General features: G+C 42.8%; 11 protein-coding genes. 3 read left to right on the top strand and 8 right to left on the bottom strand.

The features are described from left to right. Positions 1–57: 57 nt before the first annotated feature. The 4 genes from H6G28_RS12200 to H6G28_RS12185 form a co-directional block, all read right to left on the bottom strand. Complete coding sequence (locus tag H6G28_RS12200; protein ID WP_190593323.1) at positions 58–723, bottom strand: ribonuclease HII; 666 nt, start codon at positions 721–723, stop codon at positions 58–60. Positions 724–731: 8 nt separating this feature from the next. After that, a complete protein-coding gene (gene rne / locus H6G28_RS12195; protein ID WP_190593322.1) occupies positions 732–2,789 on the bottom strand; it encodes a ribonuclease E in 2,058 nt (685 codons plus the stop codon). Between the two features lie 561 nt (positions 2,790–3,350). Next, positions 3,351–5,969 carry a TIGR03960 family B12-binding radical SAM protein gene (locus H6G28_RS12190; protein ID WP_190671011.1) on the bottom strand — a complete coding sequence of 873 codons (2,619 nt, stop codon included), beginning with the start codon at positions 5,967–5,969 and terminating at the stop codon, positions 3,351–3,353. Positions 5,970–6,111: 142 nt separating this feature from the next. Beyond that, positions 6,112–6,444 carry an STAS domain-containing protein gene (locus H6G28_RS12185; protein ID WP_190671009.1) on the bottom strand — a complete coding sequence of 111 codons (333 nt, stop codon included), beginning with the start codon at positions 6,442–6,444 and terminating at the stop codon, positions 6,112–6,114. 459 nt (positions 6,445–6,903) lie between these two features. Here H6G28_RS12185 and H6G28_RS12180 point away from each other — a divergent pair, with 459 nt between their 5' ends. Beyond that, positions 6,904–7,107: a hypothetical protein gene (locus H6G28_RS12180; RefSeq protein ID WP_190593319.1), complete on the top strand. Its 204-nt coding sequence runs from the start codon at positions 6,904–6,906 to the stop codon at positions 7,105–7,107. A gap of 150 nt (positions 7,108–7,257) precedes the next feature. Next, the gene (locus H6G28_RS12175; protein ID WP_190671008.1) at positions 7,258–8,427 is read left to right on the top strand and encodes a pyridoxal phosphate-dependent aminotransferase; all 1,170 of its coding nucleotides are present in this window, start codon (positions 7,258–7,260) and stop codon (positions 8,425–8,427) included. Between the two features lie 144 nt (positions 8,428–8,571). Here H6G28_RS12175 and H6G28_RS12170 read toward each other — a convergent pair whose 3' ends face one another. Beyond that, positions 8,572–8,922 carry a hypothetical protein gene (locus H6G28_RS12170; RefSeq protein WP_190593317.1) on the bottom strand — a complete coding sequence of 117 codons (351 nt, stop codon included), beginning with the start codon at positions 8,920–8,922 and terminating at the stop codon, positions 8,572–8,574. A 287-nt stretch (positions 8,923–9,209) separates the two neighbouring features. Here H6G28_RS12170 and gatB point away from each other — a divergent pair, with 287 nt between their 5' ends. Continuing rightward, positions 9,210–10,685 carry an Asp-tRNA(Asn)/Glu-tRNA(Gln) amidotransferase subunit GatB gene (gatB, locus tag H6G28_RS12165; RefSeq protein ID WP_190671006.1) on the top strand — a complete coding sequence of 492 codons (1,476 nt, stop codon included), beginning with the start codon at positions 9,210–9,212 and terminating at the stop codon, positions 10,683–10,685. Positions 10,686–11,682: 997 nt separating this feature from the next. Here the strand turns inward: gatB and H6G28_RS12160 are convergent. From H6G28_RS12160 to H6G28_RS12150, 3 genes are all read right to left on the bottom strand, one after another. Then, positions 11,683–15,861 (bottom strand): chemotaxis protein CheB, encoded by a 4,179-nt coding sequence (locus H6G28_RS12160; RefSeq protein WP_242054545.1) that lies wholly within the window; start codon positions 15,859–15,861, stop codon positions 11,683–11,685. 124 nt (positions 15,862–15,985) lie between these two features. Then, on the bottom strand, positions 15,986–16,240 hold the full coding sequence (locus H6G28_RS12155; protein WP_190593314.1) for an RNA recognition motif domain-containing protein: 255 nt from the start codon (positions 16,238–16,240) through the stop codon (positions 15,986–15,988). Positions 16,241–16,369: 129 nt separating this feature from the next. Further along, entirely contained in the window at positions 16,370–16,924 is a 555-nt protein-coding gene (locus tag H6G28_RS12150; protein ID WP_190593313.1) for a pentapeptide repeat-containing protein, read from the bottom strand. Positions 16,925–17,680: the final 756 nt, after the last annotated feature.

Here is a 17,680-nt window from a genome sequence, read left to right as displayed (position 1 = left end):
AAAATCTCGCGCAAAGGCGCGATCGCACCTACCAATGAATACTCCAAATTATGCAAATTACTGCTGAATTTGGCAAGGGCTGAAAGATTTGCGATGCAGGGATGAAGCGCCGTATTCTCGCAACGCCTGTAAATGTTTTGGGCTACCGTATCCTTTATTCTTTGCCAAATCGTACTGCGGATACTTTGCGGCTAAACGCAGTATCAACTCGTCACGCCAAACTTTAGCAACAATACTAGCAGCTGCGATGGAAAGCGATCGCTCATCTCCTTTGACTATTGTTTGTTGGGGTATGTGCAAATCTTTCATTGCTTGATTGCCATCAACCAAGCAAATTACAGGCTGTACTTTCAATTTAAGTACAGCCCGTTTCATGGCTAACAGTGTTGCCTGCAAAATATTTATTTGATCAATCTCCGCAGTTGCAGCAAAGCCGATTCTCCAGTCTGTTGCTAATTCACAAATTTGTGCGGCTAATTTCGCTCTTTTAGAACTGGAAAGCTTTTTACTATCTTTAACTCCAGCTGCAATCAATTGGGTGAAAGCATCTGCTGGGAGAATGACGGCTGCTGCAACTACAGGGCCAAATAAAGCACCACGTCCGACTTCATCGATGCCGGCAATTAAGCCAGACATCCCCGCTAAAGTGGACGAAAACTCCAGCCATTCCAGTTCACCTAAATTTGGTAGGGAATTAACAGCAGTTTGTTGAATCTCTACCATAAAGCATCTTAACTTTCTTCAGAACCAGATTCTACAGCCGAGGAACGACGACGACGGCGGCGGCTACCTGTAGCAGTCAAATTTGCTTCCGTGTCTTCAGGGGTGGGTGCAAATCCCTCTGACTCTATTGGTTCTTCGGGTAAAGATTTTGCCTCTGGTTCTACAGGTGGTGGGGCGATGGGTTGAGTGAAAGTTTCAGGAATAGCCACCTCGGCAGGCGGTGGTGATAATGTGCTTGTTCCTTGTCCTGGCTGAACAATGTTAATAATCACTGATTTGGGATTTTTCACTTCCCTATCCAATTTCACTAAGGGGGAGATTCCCATCAATGCAAAAACATCTTGTTCTTCTATAGTCATTTCTACAGTTCTAATTTCCGGTGGTTCTACCACTGGTTTGACTGGTTCTGTTTTGATGACTTTATTGCGTTCGACTCTTTCTGTCCAACCTGATTTACCTAATGTGGGTGCAGGAATATCTGGTGTTGGGCTTAAGTCAACTTCATTATCCAGGTCTAGATCAGTATCACTATCAAAACCGAGAGAATTAGGTGCTAGGCGTGACTCATCTTTTCCATTTGCGCCATTAATCCCAATTCTGCGGCGACGGGTGCGGTTACCACGTTTATTGTTATCACCCAGTTCGTGATAGCTGGGATGATTAACTAAATTTAAGGCACTTAAATCGCCATCATTATCAAAACTATCACCAAAGCTATCAAAGCTTTCTCTCGGTTCAGAAATCCGCGCTACGGGTAAACGAGGTTCTCTTTGTGGTAAAGGTACAAAACGTTCTGGTAATTCTGCTGGTGTGGGTAAGCGGGTTTCGGTTTCGCCGGGGAGATGGACAATGTGACCTAAGCCACCGCAGGTTGGACAAGTACCGCCAAACAATTCGTAAATGTTTTGACCTTGGCGCTTGCGAGTCAGTTCGACTAAACCGAGTTCGGTGAGTTGGGCAATTTGGGGACGGGCTTTATCGGCTTTCAGGGCTTTGTTGAAATGTTCCAGGACGTGTAATTGGTCACGCCGTGATTCCATATCAATGAAGTCAACCACAATTACCCCAGCAATATTCCGCAGTCGCAATTGACGGGCAATTTCTGTGGCGGCTTCGCAGTTTGTCCACAATACTGTTTCTCTGGCTGTGGCCGATCGCGTGAAGGAACCAGAGTTAACATCAATTACGGTGAGGGCTTCTGTAGGTTCAATAATAATGTAACCACCAGAAGGTAAATCGACTCTTGGTTTGAGGGCTTCTCGAATCGCGGCATTGATGCGGAAATACTCTAATATGGGTGAGCGATCGCGGTGATGATCAATCAACAATCCTTGGGGTGTTTGTCCGCCACTCCAGTTCTGCAAATACTGTTTTACCCGCTTCAAGCCAGTGCTGGAATCAACCACAATTCGGTTGACATCTGCACCATACATATCTCGCAATACCCGTTGAATAAAGTCATCATCTCGATTTAACAGGGCTGGCGCACGAGTTGATTGTGCTTCTTGTTGAATTGCTTCCCATTGTTTTTGCAGCAATTCCAAGTCTTCCATGATGGCTTCTTCGGGCTTGCCTTCGGCTTCTGTACGTACCAACAAACCCATCCCCGCCGGTTTGATTAAAATTGCTAACGCCCGGAGGCGATTGCGTTCATTTTCACTTTTAATCCGGCGGGATAAATTCACGCCCCGACCATAAGGCATCAGTACTACGTAGCGTCCAGGCAAAGTAATGTTACCAGTGAGCCGCGGCCCTTTTGTTCCGGTTGGCTCTTTCATTACTTGCACCAACACTTTTTGTTGCGGTGCTAATAACTCTGTAATGGCGGCGGCTGTTCGCTTTAACCTTAATGGGCCTAAGTCCGTAACATGAATAAAGCCATTGCGCTCTGGATCACCAATATTTACAAAAGCTGCATCAATTCCGGGTAAGACGTTTTCTACTACACCTAAGTAGATATCACCGATTTGGTGATGGCCTGTGGCTACAACCAGTTCTTGTATTTGATCTTCAGAAAATACGGCAGCAATTTGATGCTGCTCTGCGATGATAATTTGTTTTGGCATTCAATTTCCTCAAAAATTGGCAGCACTGGCGTAGTTCTGGCGGTTGGTCATATCCCTCACCCCTGCCAGCTACTAAAGGTACTGCTGATAATAAAATTTGTGAAGCCGAGCTTCAAAGTTAAAGAGTTAATGACTGAGTAATTGCGTTGACACGCCTGTTTATTCCAGAACGGCTGCATATTGTTTAAGTAAATAAATCAACCGTCCGTGGTTGATTTTTGATGCGATACCCGCACCACCTAGGGATTGGGTATTCAGCAGGTGTTTAAAAAAATATAGCGTGAGACTTGCCGACGGAGCCTGCTTTTAAGTTACTAGTTCACCCAAGTTGCTATCAAGAGAGGCTGTTTTTAATCCGCTTCAGCTTGTCTGGGATAAAATCCTAGAAGTTGCTCTCTAGTATCTTTGCTTCTGCTCCCTGAGTATAGGGGGTAGTGAACTAGTGAATTCAATGCAGCGCCAGAAAATTTCTCTTCACCTCATTCTAACGCAACCTTGCTAAAAATCAATTCCCACGATGTGCTACATCCGGGTAACTACTAGCAAGTTACCTTTTAGGGATTATACTCCCAAAATTAACTGATTGCGGTGAATTTGCCGAAGTTGAAATTCTTGATTTGCAACTACTTCCAGCATAGATAGGACTTGCTCAGGACGCAAGGAAACACCGTCATTGCGGCAACTACCTAGAGAACGCAGAATAGCGATAGATTCAGCGACACTGTTGTTAATTTTTACTAATGATAATTCCAACAGGCGATCGCGCAGATTTACTATTTGAGTTTTACCCGATTTATTGGTTTGCTCTAGGTTAATTTCTTCCTTGGCCAATAGGACATCAATCCATTCTTGCCATTGTGCAGCTGTGGCTTCATTCGCAACTGCTACCGTAATCAAGTATTCGGCTGCGGCTAAGGCTTGGTTTGCCGATGGAGATTTTAAATCTATCTCTGCTACTTGATATATCGGTATATCGCTGGGCAGTTCCTCGGCTAACTTTGCCTGAAAAGTTTCCGTGTCTACTGGTGTGGTTAACTCAAAATCAACAATTTCGCCACTGCTAGTAGCACCTAAAGGTAAAGCACTGGCAATCATAATCCGGGGGTTTGGGTGAAATCCACCAGTGTAAGCGACGGGCAAACTCGCGCGGCGCACAACTCGGTCAAGTAACCGCAGCAAATCAAGATTGCCTAGCAAAGCCATGTCACCTTGCTTCCCAAACCAGACACGCAATCTTTGGACTTTGGTCGTATTCGGAACAAACTCACCTGCAAATTGAGGTATTGGTGGCGGCTCAATCACAATATTATGGCCGAAGTCTGTGCCGCAGACACCGCAATGGGAACAACCTTCAAAGGAGCAATCGGGAACAATTGCTGCTTCTAAGGCGCGTTGCAAGTCTTGTTTCAACCATTTTTTATCGATGCCGGTATCAATATGATCCCAAGGGAGGGGGGTATCTAGGGAATTGGGAGTCGGGAGTTGGGAGTTGGGGGAATCTTTGTCTTGTGAATGAAACAAATTCCATTCACCGTTTTCGACTTGGCGGTATTTCCAGTCTAGACCTGCTTGGGCGATCGCATTACCCCAGGCAGTGAAGGCTTTATCTAAACTGTCATACCAAGAATCCATACCTGCACCTAATTCCCAGGCGCGGCGGACAACTTGACCCAAAGTGCGATCGCCTCTACCAATAAAGTCTTCCATTGCCGAAATGCGGACATCGGTGAAGTTGACTTTCACTCCCCGTATCCGGCGAAATTCTTGCCGCAGTAGGTTTTGTTTGCGTTCAAATTCCGCAGTGGCGACGGAGTGCCATTGAAATGGTGTATGGGGTTTGGGCGTAAAGTTGGAAATTGTCAGGTTAAAGTTAAGCGGTCTTCTGCCTTGACCCCGACATTCTCTTTGTAGCCAACGGACTGTTTCAGCAATGCCTAAAACATCTGCATCTGTCTCACCCGGCAAACCAATCATAAAATAGAGTTTGATTTTATCCCAGCCTTGTTCCCAAGCTGTTTTCACACCTCTTAATAATTCTTCATTGGTCAAACCTTTATTCACAATATCCCGCATTCTTTGGGTTCCGGCTTCTGGTGCAAAGGTTAAGCCACCTTGGCGTGTACCACCGAGAATGTTGGCAATGTTCTCATCAAATCTATCTACACGCTGACTTGGTAAAGACAGGGAAATGTTTTCATTTTTTAACCGATTTTTAATTTCCATCCCCACCGCCGGTAGGGCTAAATAATCGGAACAACTCAGGGATAGTAAAGAAAATTCATTGTAACCAGTCGCCCGCATTCCCTGTTCAATGGCATCTACCACTTTTTCAGGTTCCACATCTCGCGCTGGACGGGTAAGCATTCCTGGTTGACAAAAGCGACAGCCACGGGTACAGCCACGACGAATTTCAATTGTTAGGCGATCGTGTACTGTTTGGACGTAGGGAACTAAGCCAATAGAATAGGCGGGTATGGGTGTGGCAACTCTTCTGATTATCCGTTTCGGCACATCGGGGCGGTTAGGATGGACTGAGCCATCGGTTGCCAGATCATAAAACTGGGGAACGTACACCCCTGGTATTTGTGCCAAGTCGAGTAATAAGTCGCGGCGACTCAAATTGGCTTGCTTGCCTTCTTCCAAAACCATACCGATTTCGGGTAAGAGTTCTTCGCCATCACCCAAAGCGAAGAAGTCAAAAAAGTCGGTGTAGGGTTCCGGGTTTGAGGTTGCTGTTTGTCCCCCAGCAAAGATGAGGGGATAATTCCCGGTGGCTCGTTCTTGCCATGTCAGGGGAATTCCTGCTAAATCCAACATTTCTAAGATGTTGGTTGCACCCAATTCGTAACTGAGACTAAAACCTAAGATGTCAAATTCTGGTAGCGATCGCTTAGACTCTACAGCAAACAAGGGGGTGTTTGTTTCCCTTAACTTTGCTGCTAAGTCTGTACCAGGGAGGTAAGCGCGATCGCATAATTGGCGCGGTTGGGCATTCAAAATGTTATAGAGAATGATATGCCCCAAGTTGGACGAACCAACTTCATAGACTTCTGGGTAGGTTAATACCCATCTGACAACTGCCGTTTCCCAAGGCTTATGTACTGCTAGGCGTTCGTTACCGAGGTAACGCGCGGGTTTTAGAATATCCGATGTAATTAATTTTTCTACTGCAACAGCCACTGTGCTATCTTCTAGCTACTTTTATGATTTACAGATAATCACCTCCAACCTTAGCACTGATTTGGTCGCAGCATAGTCTTATCTTTGTAACTGAAAACATCCTTTACAAACCCTTGCTACAAAGATTACTTACATGCTAGATTTATGGGTTAACCGATACTAATTCAGCATTATCTGCAAACTCAAACACCTCATCAAGTTGAGTTAATTCAAAGATAATTTTCAAGGCTGGAGACACAGAACATAACCTTAAGCCCCGTTCCAAGTTTTGCGCCAGCTTCAACGCAGACACCAACGCCATTAAGCCGGCACTATCTAGTGACTCCACTGCTGCCAAATCCACAAGTAAGATTGCGACATCATTAGCCGTTAATGCTGTGGTTAAATCTCGTTCAAGTTCCAATGCGTTGGCGGCATTGAGTTTGCCCTGTAGACGAATCACTGCAATTTTTGGGCATTCCAGCACTGCTTGCATATTGACATCCTAAATTAGAGTTATTAAATCTTTCACCTGAGATTTATTTGAACATAATCTCTTTTTTTAAACATCGACCATACGTCTTACATCTCTTTGCTGAATCTTTATCACTGAAGGGTATATCTTTAAAGATTGTCATAAATACAGGGTAAAATGTGTTCATATATACTTTTTTTTCATATTGCTTCTCAAACAATCAACATAGACAGCCACAAAATAAATTGCTCATTGGTAAATTTGCTGGAAAAGCCTAATTTAACGATACTTCAGCCAGTTCATCTGGACGGATAAAATGAGATAAAATCTGCTCATTGACGAAGAAAAAAGATCGGGCTAGAGGCAAATCAGTGAGCGAGATAAATGTGATCTAAATCACTAATTTTATAAATCTAGATCACAATTTTTACTTAGCTACATCCCAGATAATTTAGTATTACCTAAAATGGGTTAATCAATATGAGAACGAGTAAGTATGCTATTCGCCAACTGGTAGAAAAGGCTCTTGATATTAAAAAATTAACTCCAGAGATAGAAAATGAAATTAACTCCGAATTAACTCAAAATGGTTATATTTCGGATGTAGACTACGAAGCTTTGGAATTATTAATGGCCGAAATGGATGCTGGCAGAATCAAGCTAGTTCCTAGCTGGGGATATTAATCTTCAGTCATTGGTCATTTGTTATAGCAATTCATTTCTAATGTCTAACCCCTAGCCTGGGAAATTTTCTGTGAGATTTACTGTTTAGTTACCTGGTGTGGCGTAAACTGTGCTAGTTAGCATTAATGTTTGCATTAATATTAAGTCGCCATGCACTTCGCTAAACGCCTAGAAAAAATTCCTCCCTACCTCTTTGCTGAAATTAACCGTAAACGAGCAAAACTCGTCGCCGAGGGAGTTGATATCATTAATATGGCAATAGGCGACCCCGATAAACCGACTCCGGCACATATTCTCCAGGTGATGCACGCGGCAATTGACAATAGTGCCACCCATAACTATCCGCCCTACGAAGGAACACAAGAATTTCGGCAAGCGGCTGCTAAGTGGATGGAACGTCGGTTTGGGGTAACTGATTTAAATCCAGATACAGAGGTTGTAGCATCTATCGGTTCTAAAGAGGCGATACATAATACTTTTTTAGCTTTTGTGGAGGCGGGAGACTATACACTCATCCCCGATCCTGGGTATCCGGTGTATCGCACTTCTACAATTTTTGCTGATGGCGAACCATTCACAATGCCACTGAAGGCAGAAAATCAGTTTTTACCAGATTTAAACGCAATTCCTGAAGAAATTGCCCAAAAAGCCAAGCTGTTGTGGATTAATTACCCCAATAATCCCACTGGGGGAGTTGCAAACCTAGAATTTTTTGGAGAATTGGTAGATTTTTGTAAGCAGTACAACATCTTACTATGTCATGACAATGCTTACTCAGAGATGGCATACAATGGCTATAAACCGCCGAGTGTGTTGCAAGTGCCAGGGGCGAAGGATATCGCCATTGAGTTTCACAGTTTGTCGAAGTCTTACAATATGACAGGCTGGCGGGTTGGTTTTGTTGTGGGGAATGCGCTGGGTATTCAGGGTTTAAGGCAAGTTAAAACCAACGTTGATTCGGGAGTGTTTAAGGCTATTCAAACAGCTGCGATCGCAGCTTACAATACTTCAGAAGCCGAACTGCAAACTTTGATGTCTGTTTATCAAAATCGTCGTGACACCATCGTTAAAGGATTGCAATCTTTAGGATGGCCGATTCAACCACCAAAAGCTACCCTTTATGTATGGGTTCCTGTTCCTGCTGGCTATACTTCTGCGGAATTTGTAAATTTACTGCTTGACAAATGCGGCATTATGGTAGCTCCAGGTAGTGGTTACGGTGCATCTGGTGAAGGCTTCTTCCGCATTGCTTTAACTATCTCTGAAGAACGAATGCAAGAAGCCATTGAGCGAATGAAGGATGCTGGTATTTGTTACTAAAAAAGTCTGAAGTGTGAAGTGTGAAGTGTGAAATATCGGCGTTGCTGACAAACTCATTAACCTCTCTGCGCCTCCGCGCCTCTGCGTGAGATGAATATCCTGAAATCATGCAATTATGAAGTCTAAAATTTCATACTTCATACTTCACACTTCAGACTTTCGACTTTGCCACATCTGCTGGATAAATTGTTGCAGTTGCTGTTTAGCCGCCAAGTCTGGTTCCCCTTTTGGTTCTTTGACTAAAACCTGACTCAACAGGGTAATTACTTCTGTGTCTAATGCAGGGCGAAATAATTGGAGAGGCCAAAGCAAGTCAGATGCGTCTCGCAAGTCTGTAATTAGTGGTGGTTCTTGAGTATGGTTAGCCAGTAGTAAAGGACGCACCCAACACAACTGACGGGACACAACAACTTCAATCACTTCCGCATACAAATTCTTGTCACTATGCGCTAAAGACACAATTTGTCCTGGTTGAAATTCTGGGTGTGCATCCATAATCATGTAGCTAGGGTAGTAGCAAAGATAATTGTGCAGCTTTTCTCATTTTAATTGGCAGAATGGGCTAGTACAAAAAGGTGGAAGTCGGAAATCCAAAAAGTAGCGTTAATTAAATTTGTTGGGTTGGTATGTTTTGTAGTTCTCATTTGCTGGGGTTAATTGCGGTTCACCCAAATTTGGAGTTTGCGAGACATTCATTTAAGCTCAGAGTTCATACAGTAAGAACTTGTCAAGGCGAGGCTAAAATAGTAATTTACGTGTAAATTGGTCGAACTTTAAATCTTATGACTTCTGCTACTCCAGTCAAAACTGAGTACGAAGCGATTATTGGTCTAGAAACCCATTGTCAGCTCAGTACGAATACCAAAATTTTCTCTAGTAGCTCTACGGCGTTCGGTGCTGATCCAAATACTAACATTGACCCCGTGTGTATGGGATTACCTGGGGTTCTGCCAGTACTTAACGAAAAAGTCCTAGAGTACGCGGTAAAAGCAGGTTTAGCATTGAATTGCCAAATCGCTAAATATAGCAAATTTGACCGTAAACAGTATTTTTATCCTGATTTACCGAAAAACTACCAAATTTCTCAATATGACTTACCCATTGCGGAACATGGTTGGATCGAAATTGAGTTGGTAGATGCTGATGGTAATCCTGTACGGAAGCGTATTGGAATTACCCGCCTGCACATGGAAGAAGATGCAGGTAAATTGGTACATGCGGGAAGCGATCGCCTGTCTGGTTCCAGCTATTCTTTAGTAGACTACAATCGTGCAGGTGTACCCTTAGTAGAAATTGTCTCGGAACCTGATATTCGTTCGGGACAAGAAGCCGCAGAATACGCCCAAGAACTCCGCCGGATTATGCGTTATCTCGGTGTGAGTGACGGGAATATGCAAGAAGGATCATTGCGTTGCGACGTAAATATTTCTGTGCGTCCCGTCGGACAAGAAAAATTCGGGACGAAGGTCGAAATTAAAAATATGAACTCCTTCAACGCCATTCAACGGGCGATTGAATACGAAATTGAACGCCAAATTGCGGCTGTCGAAGCCGGAGAACGCATCATCCAAGAAACGCGGTTGTGGGAAGAAGGTTCACAACGCACGATTAGTATGCGGACAAAAGAAGGTTCTAGCGATTATCGCTACTTCCCCGAACCAGATTTAGCCCCCATCGAAGTCACCGATAGTCAATTAGAATCATGGCATAGCGAACTACCAGAACTCCCCGCCCAAAAGCGTCATCGCTACGAAACTGAACTAGGACTTTCGGCTTATGATGCACGAGTCTTGACAGAAGAGCGTTACGTATCAGAATATTTTGAAGCAGCGATCGCATCTGGCGCAAGCCCCAAAGCCGCAGCTAACTGGATTACTCAAGATATCGCCGCATATCTCAACAAGCAAAAACTCAGCATTTCTGATATTGCTTTAACTCCAGCGAACTTGGCTGAAGTTATCACCCGCATCGAGACTGGCAAAATTAGCAACGCCCAAGCTAAAGAAAAATTGCCAGATTTACTCCAAGGTGTGACTCCAGAAAAAGCCTTTGCTGGTCAAGAGTTAATCACTGACCCCAGTGTCCTAGAACCCATTGTTGATGAAGTGATTGCGGCTAACCCCAAAGAACTCGAAAAATATCGCAACGGTAACACCAATCTCAAAGGCTTCTTTGTGGGACAAGTGCTGAAAAAGACTAGCAAACGTGCTGATCCGAAATTAACTAACGAACTGGTGGAGAAAAAGCTCAATGCCTAGTATGAAAGAAAGTCAATGCCCTCAAATCAAGCATTCTGACCAGTTTTAGTTCAGTAATTTCTTTACAGTATATTTACTAAAAATACCATCTACTCAGTAATAGCCCTCACAATTAAAAGGCTATTCTATTGTTAGTAGATTCACCCTAATGCTTCGGAGAGTTGCCTCAGCTGCTCTCCTTATTTATTAATCAGAAAGTTATGTTTCTCTCACATAAAAAATCTTGATTTGGCATAGCTATATTCATTGAAGTGATAACAGTATTGATCGTATGACTTACGCAAAAAACAAAAAAAGAAGGTTTTATCACAGGGTGCAGGGGTATGAGGGTATAAGGGTGTAAGTATTCAAAACCCTTACACCCCATACTCTTTCACCCCCATACCCAATTCCTACAGACAAGTTTGGTGTGTAAGTCCTGGATTGCTCAAAGTATTAAATTGATTGGGTTTATACTCGACATCCAGCAGACAGCACCCAAAAATTTACAAGCAGCATAACAGTTAACTACTAGGTTGTTTTTCCCAAAACTCTTGTTTAACCAAAAAAACGAATGATATCTCATCCAAGCTCACCAAACAGCCAATGTGCATTTTGAAATGTGACACAGACTAGTAATAAAATTTACCATTTTCATTTAAAATTTTATATCTCAGTAATCTAAGGGTAAATTCTTAACAATATTTATACAAAAAAACAAATAATGGGTGATACTCCTCATGGCAAAAATGATATGCTGTGTTAAGTAGATGCACCCTGATGATCTGGAGAGCTGCTCAAGTGGCTCTCCTTTTTCAATCAAAAAGCTGAGTGCCGAGAAAGCGAACATACCGGAATCAAAGGCGTTTAATAATAATAGGACTTACGCAGTAAGACGAAATATCAAGGGTTTAAGGGTGTAGGGGTATAGGGGTGTATGTATCTAAAACTCTTACACCCCATACCCTTTCACCCCTAAACCCCACCTCCACAGACAATCTTGGTGCGTAAGTCCTATTCAAGTATTGTTAGTTCGTCTAGCTAAGTTGGCAACCATAAATACCAATTGGGTTAGCTCGACGGGTTTAGGAATGTACATTTGAAAGCCTGCTTTCCTAGATTCTTGGATGTCAATATTATTGGCATATCCTGTCATTGCGACTGCGGGAATTTCTCCCCCAGCCTCAGCACTAAGAGAACGCACTCGCCGGATCAAAGTATAGCCATCTTGGTTCGGCATTCCAATGTCAGACAATAGCAAGTCATACATCTGTGGTTGGCTTGTGAGTATTGAGAATGCTTCATCAGCAGATGTGACAGCAGTTACTTCAGCCCCGTAATCTTTTAGTATCATCTTCGTTAATTCACGTATATCGGCATCGTCATCTACGACCAGTACGTGCAAACCTTCCAGAGAAGGAATGTTATCAACGGATATTTCCGCATCGTCGGCAATATCTATCACCTCTGGATCAGCAGAGCTAACATCCTCCTCAAGATTGCTGTTCAGTGGTAGCTTAACGATGATAGTTGTTCCTAAGCCTACACCCGGACTTTCTGCCTGAACTGTGCCGCCATGAAGTTCGACTAGATAACGGACAAGGGACAGCCCTATCCCCAGCCCTTGATTAGCACGAGTTTTGCTACTGTCAGCTTGGCGAAACCGATCAAAAACATAAGGGAGAAAGTCATTAGGTATGCCAATACCTGTGTCACTAACTCGAATCTGGGCTTGGGAATTAACTTCCTCCAGTGTGATCACCACACGTCCCTCAGCAGGTGTAAACTTGATGGCATTAGAAAGCAAATTCCAGATTACCTGCTGCAATCGCGCCCCATCCCCCAGTACCTGTCCCATTGGTTGCAGGTGGCATTCAATTTGAAGATTTTTTGCTTCTGCTGATAATCTAACTATCTCAAGGGCTGCCTCAATCACAAAGCGGAGATCAATTGGATAAATATTCAGATGCAGTTTGCCAGTGGTAATCCGCGAGATATCGAGAAGATCCTCAATCATTTGGACTTGCGCTCTAGCACTACGCTGGATCATGTCAACTGCACGATTCATTTGAGCAGTATCAAAGTTTTGCTTCTGGAGTAAATCAGACCATCCCAGAATATTGTGGAGGGGGTTGCGAAGTTCGTGGGATAAAAGAGATAAAAACTCATCCTTTGTTCGGTTAGATGCCTCCGCGTCTAAGCGGGCTGACTGCTCTTGAGCCAATAACTGGGCGCGTTCTTCCTCAAACAACTTCTGCTGTGTAATGTCATGAAGTGCCAGCAAAATCATCTGCTGATTTCCTGGTTGTAAAATTTTATAGCCATTGAGCAATATAGTCTTTTGCCCAATTTTTTCAAAATCACAGCAAACCTCAAAACCTTCGATTTGAGTGTTATGAGTGAGAATTTCTTCCAGGATAGATTGCACTTGGGGAATATTCCAGTGACCATTTCCTAGCTCAAAAATTAATTGCTGTTCTGTCTGGGCGGGCGTTACCTGAAACATTCGATAAAAAGCCCGATTGCTTTTGATAACTTGTAAGTCAGCATTGAGAACTACTAAAGGTTCTGGCATAGTTTCTACCACAGCCTCAGCATAATCAAGAGCTTGTTGAAGCTGCTGTGTACTGCGTTTGAGGGCATCAATATCCATGAACACCATCACTACGCCATCAATTTGATTTTCTGTAGTTCTGTAAGGTCGAATTCGCAGATTGTACCAACGTCCCTCAGTGTCTTGCGCCTCTAATTCTTTGAGATTTAAGGTATCAATTACCTCTATAATCAACGACTGTAAATTAGGAACTTCAATAGTAGAGCGGATATCACTTAGTGGTCTTCCCACATCGGTGGGAATCAAATTCAGTAAACGCTGTGCGGTTGGTGTGAAACGCCGAATCCGTAAATCATTGGTCAGTATGAGAATGGGAATATTCACACTACTGAGTAAATTCAACAGGTCATTATTGACATTGTGCAATTCAAGATTGCGACTTTGCAGTTCTTGATTAGTTGTATGTAATTCTTCGTTGGTTGCTTGTACCTCTTCTTTGGCGGTTTGCAACTCTTCATTAGTACTTTGTAGTTCCTCATTGCTGGAGAGGATTTCTTCATTTGCTACTTTCAGGTGTTGAGTGGTGGCTTCATGCTCCTGACTAATTAATTGCAAATATTCTTGAGTAGCAGCAAGTTCTTGTTTGGTAGTTGCCAGTTCTTGTTGGAGTCGGAGTATTTCCTCTGTACCCACTTGTTCTACATTTCCAGGTTTGATGCTTAGTTGTGGATTTGTTAGGGCGGGTACATCTTCAAATAAAACAAGAAAGCCACGAGTTTCCCCTGAATCAGGCTGAAACGGAATTACCTCAACGTTGACTTTCCTAGATGGCTCACTTCCTTCTATCTGTATCTGTTCCTTTCTCACAGAAATATTCTGCCGTTTGGCCTGATGAATCGCAGTACGCAACTCTTCCAGCAGTCCTTTTCGGGCCATTTTGAACAAATTAAAACTGGGAACACCAGGGGCTGGTCTGAGATAGGGACTGGTTTCTCCGCGAAATTGCAGAATATCCATATTGTCATTAATCATTACGCCCACTGGGACATAACGATTTAAAAGAATTTGGTCAGCTTGTTTATTTAAGTAAGTAATATCCCAAGTCTTATGACTCATGGTCTTATCAGCAGCTATTTTCGCTACAGGATAGTTGCTGGTTGCAAAGTTAAAGTTAAGTGGAGTGGGTATTAATTTTTTGGTATAAATATTGTTTTTTCTGTCTGCTAAAGTAAATAAATTGGAAAATTCTCCTGCACTCTCGGCAACACCTAACATCAAAAACCCAGTGGGCTTGAGACTGTAATGAAAAATGGGCATTACCTGCTTTTGCAAAACAGATTCAAAGTAAATCAGGACATTACGACAACTAATAAGATCCAGATTGGAAAATGGCGGTTCGCTGATCAGGTTTTGTTTAGCAAAAACACAAAGTTCCCGAATCGGCTTGCTGATTTGATAGCCGCTTTCTACTTGATTAAAGAAGCGTCTTAGCCGTTCTGCTGAGACATCAACTATTTGGCTTGGTTTGTAGATACCTAAGCGAGCTTTTTCAATCGCTGTCTCATTAATATCTGTGGCAAAAATTTGAATAGCAGGTTTGGGAAGCACATTTTCCAAAAATTCCATTAAAGAAATAGCAATGGAATAAACCTCCTCCCCAGTTGCACAGCCTGGTATCCAGATCCGAATCGGCTCATCAACTGATTTCCCCTGAGATATTACCGGAAAGACTCGCTCTTTCAAAGCCTGATAAGCGTCTGGATCACGGAAAAAACTGGTGACACTGATTAAGATTTCGTAGTACAGTGCTTGCACTTCATCTGGATGATTTTGCAGATATTCTACGTAATCTTCTAGACTTTCCAAGTTATACAGCACCATCCGCCGAGCAATTCGGCGCTTTATGGTTGTTTGCTTATAATGCGTAAAGTCAACACCAGTGGCGGTGAACAGCATTGCAAAGATTGTCGGCAAAGCAGCCTCACTTTTAGGCAGTGGCTCAACTGTTTGTGAAGAAAGCGGATGGGTAACATTGGGATGGCGAGCAATCTTTGCTAGTTCTTCAGCAATTTTGTGCGGTGGTAGAATAAAGTCAACATCACCAGTAGCGATCGCAGTATTCGGCATACTACTGAATTGTGCCGATGCTTCACACTGAGCAAAGGTAATACCGCCAGCCGCCTTAATTGCTTCTGAGCCTTGTGCGCCATCTCCATCACTTCCTGATAAGACAACACTGATGGCTTTGCTTCCTATTTCTGCCGCCAGCGAAGCAAAAAAAGCATCAGCCGGCATATATTTGCCATGAATTTTCTCACGGGGCGTGAGTTGCAACACTCCTTTAAGCAGCGTCATCTTCCGGTTCGGGGGAATCACATATACTTGGTTCGGCTCGACAAGCATCCCATTCTGCACTTCACAGACGGGCATCTGGGTTGTTTTTGCCAGAATCTCAGTTAACAGGCTCTTCTGATTCGGATCTAAGTGCTGAATCAGCACAAATGCCATTCCAGTGTCGATGGGTAAGTGACTCAGTAGCTGTGTAAATGCTTCTAATCCTCCCGCAGAGGCCGCAATTCCGACTATAGGAAATAAATTATTGCTTTTATCTTGCTGCTTCTGTGTCAATTTTTCAACAGCCATAGAATCTGATGATGATGACGCAGAAGATTGGTTAGGGTTCATTGTATTAGGGAATACAATACTAGAAAATTTAACTTTCTAGTGTATTCAATAGTTATATTCCTAGTGTAGCAAAATTTTTCTCCTAACTTACATCTGCAATGGTTTTAGCTCTATTAACTTTCAGGTTATAACCCATCCATTCAGTACCTCTTAACCCATGAATCGCAGCAATTTCTTCAGTATCTGTTGCCATTTCTACAACTGCAAAACCTCTCTTTTCACCTGTTTTCTGGTTAGTAGAAACTACAAGTCTCTTGATAGAACCATACTTTAAAAAAACTTGTCTAATATCATTATCTTCCACTTCATACGATAGATTCCCAATATAAACTGACATCAAATCTCTCCTAATTAAATAATGTTATTGAGGTAAATAAAGCCACTTTTTCAAAACCAGATGCTGATGAAAATAACAGTTCCATCTAGAGCATTGACATACTGTTGATTGTTGCTTTAATAAAGTCACTTAGTAGTGAACTGTTCCATCAGGCATTTTTGTACCAGTCATTTCCGTTCTCCGCATATTTGCCCCATCTAAATCGGCCCCGTCTAAATCTGCCCCATCTAAATCTGCTCCATCTAAATCTGCCTGACTTAGCTTTGCCCCCTTTAAGTTAGCGCCACTCAAATCCGCTCCCCTCAAATCTGCTCCGGTTAGGTCTGTTTGAGCTAGGTTTACACCGCTCAATTTAGCTCCACCTAGCTTGACGTAGCTTAAGTCTGCTCCACTTAAATTGGCGTTAGTCAAATCTGCTCCGCTCAAGTCTGCTCCCACCATTTCTGCACTAATTAGGCAGACTTCAATCATTCGTGCATCAGCCAGGTTTGCCTGATTCAACTTAGCCTGACTAATATGTGCATCAGTTAAATCTGCCCCCCTTAAGTCTGCACTAATTAAGTGTGCGCCTATCAGGTGTACCCCAACCAGATTTGCGTTAGTCAGGCAAACCTGAATTAAGTTGACGTTACTAAAGTCCCGTTCTCCTGCTGCGTATCGGCTCAAAAATTCTTGAGTTTCCATAAAGAAAATAAATCTTTTGTTTTTTATCTATTAAGTAAATCTTATCTCTAAACAAATAAGTTTACTGTTAACTAATGTAAATATTTCTCAGTTATGGGCAAGAAAACTGATATCAATTCACCAAATGATTGAGATAAGTAACCACGCAAAATTAATTACAGTCATTGCGAGCGAAGCGAAGCAATCCCAGCCCTTGCGATTGCTTCATTTCGCTTCGCTCCATTCGCAATGACTTTGTGTAATTAATTATGTTTAACTACTTAAATATATAGACATAACCCAGATGCAGAAAGCATTTCCAATCCAAAATGGTATGGGCAGTTATGCTTCAGGGCAATTCTTGGTAATTAATTTAGTGAACTACCTATATTACGCGATGTGCGACTTATTCTTGAAACCCCTCTCCAAACCTCTCACGCCAGTCGCTACAACGGAGGGAACCTCCGCAACGCGCTGGCTCCCCGAAACGGAGAGAGGCTTTGAATCTTGCTCCCCTTCCCTACCAGGGAAGGGGTTGGGGGTTAGGTTTGAGAGAAAGTCGCACACGGCGTTATATTTGTACACTGTAGGCTTCTTGCTGTTTCAGCTAAAAACCCGAAAAACTTTCACCAACATAATCTTCAAGAAAATGTTATGCTGGAATTAATGAGAAATATGTTCGGCAATGTGATAAGCCTGTGCCGCCTTCCCGGATCTAAATCTTTTCAAGTTAATTAATTCGGCAAATTCTTATGTCAGTTGATGTCAATAATTAGA

Origin of the sequence: Nostoc sp. FACHB-190 (assembly GCF_014696905.1) — a bacterium.
Taxonomy (GTDB): Bacteria; Cyanobacteriota; Cyanobacteriia; order Cyanobacteriales; family Nostocaceae; genus Nostoc_B.
The sequence above is the reverse complement of the archived record's forward strand: the minus strand, read 5'-3'. Positions and strand labels throughout refer to the sequence as shown.

Bases quoted from the DNA above. Each gene is read 5' to 3' on its own strand.
- H6G28_RS12170 (WP_190593317.1), bottom strand. From the start codon at position 8,922: ATGGATGCACACCCAGAATTTCAACCAGGACAAATTGTGTCTTTAGCG.
- H6G28_RS12155 (WP_190593314.1), bottom strand. From the start codon at position 16,240: ATGTCAGTTTATATTGGGAATCTATCGTATGAAGTGGAAGATAATGAT.
- H6G28_RS12175 (WP_190671008.1), top strand. From the start codon at position 7,258: ATGCACTTCGCTAAACGCCTAGAAAAAATTCCTCCCTACCTCTTTGCT.
- H6G28_RS12180 (WP_190593319.1), top strand. From the start codon at position 6,904: ATGAGAACGAGTAAGTATGCTATTCGCCAACTGGTAGAAAAGGCTCTT.
- gatB (WP_190671006.1), top strand. From the start codon at position 9,210: ATGACTTCTGCTACTCCAGTCAAAACTGAGTACGAAGCGATTATTGGT.
- rne (WP_190593322.1), bottom strand. From the start codon at position 2,789: ATGCCAAAACAAATTATCATCGCAGAGCAGCATCAAATTGCTGCCGTA.
- H6G28_RS12160 (WP_242054545.1), bottom strand. From the start codon at position 15,861: ATGGCTGTTGAAAAATTGACACAGAAGCAGCAAGATAAAAGCAATAAT.
- H6G28_RS12200 (WP_190593323.1), bottom strand. From the start codon at position 723: ATGGTAGAGATTCAACAAACTGCTGTTAATTCCCTACCAAATTTAGGT.
- H6G28_RS12185 (WP_190671009.1), bottom strand. From the start codon at position 6,444: ATGCAAGCAGTGCTGGAATGCCCAAAAATTGCAGTGATTCGTCTACAG.
- H6G28_RS12150 (WP_190593313.1), bottom strand. From the start codon at position 16,924: ATGGAAACTCAAGAATTTTTGAGCCGATACGCAGCAGGAGAACGGGAC.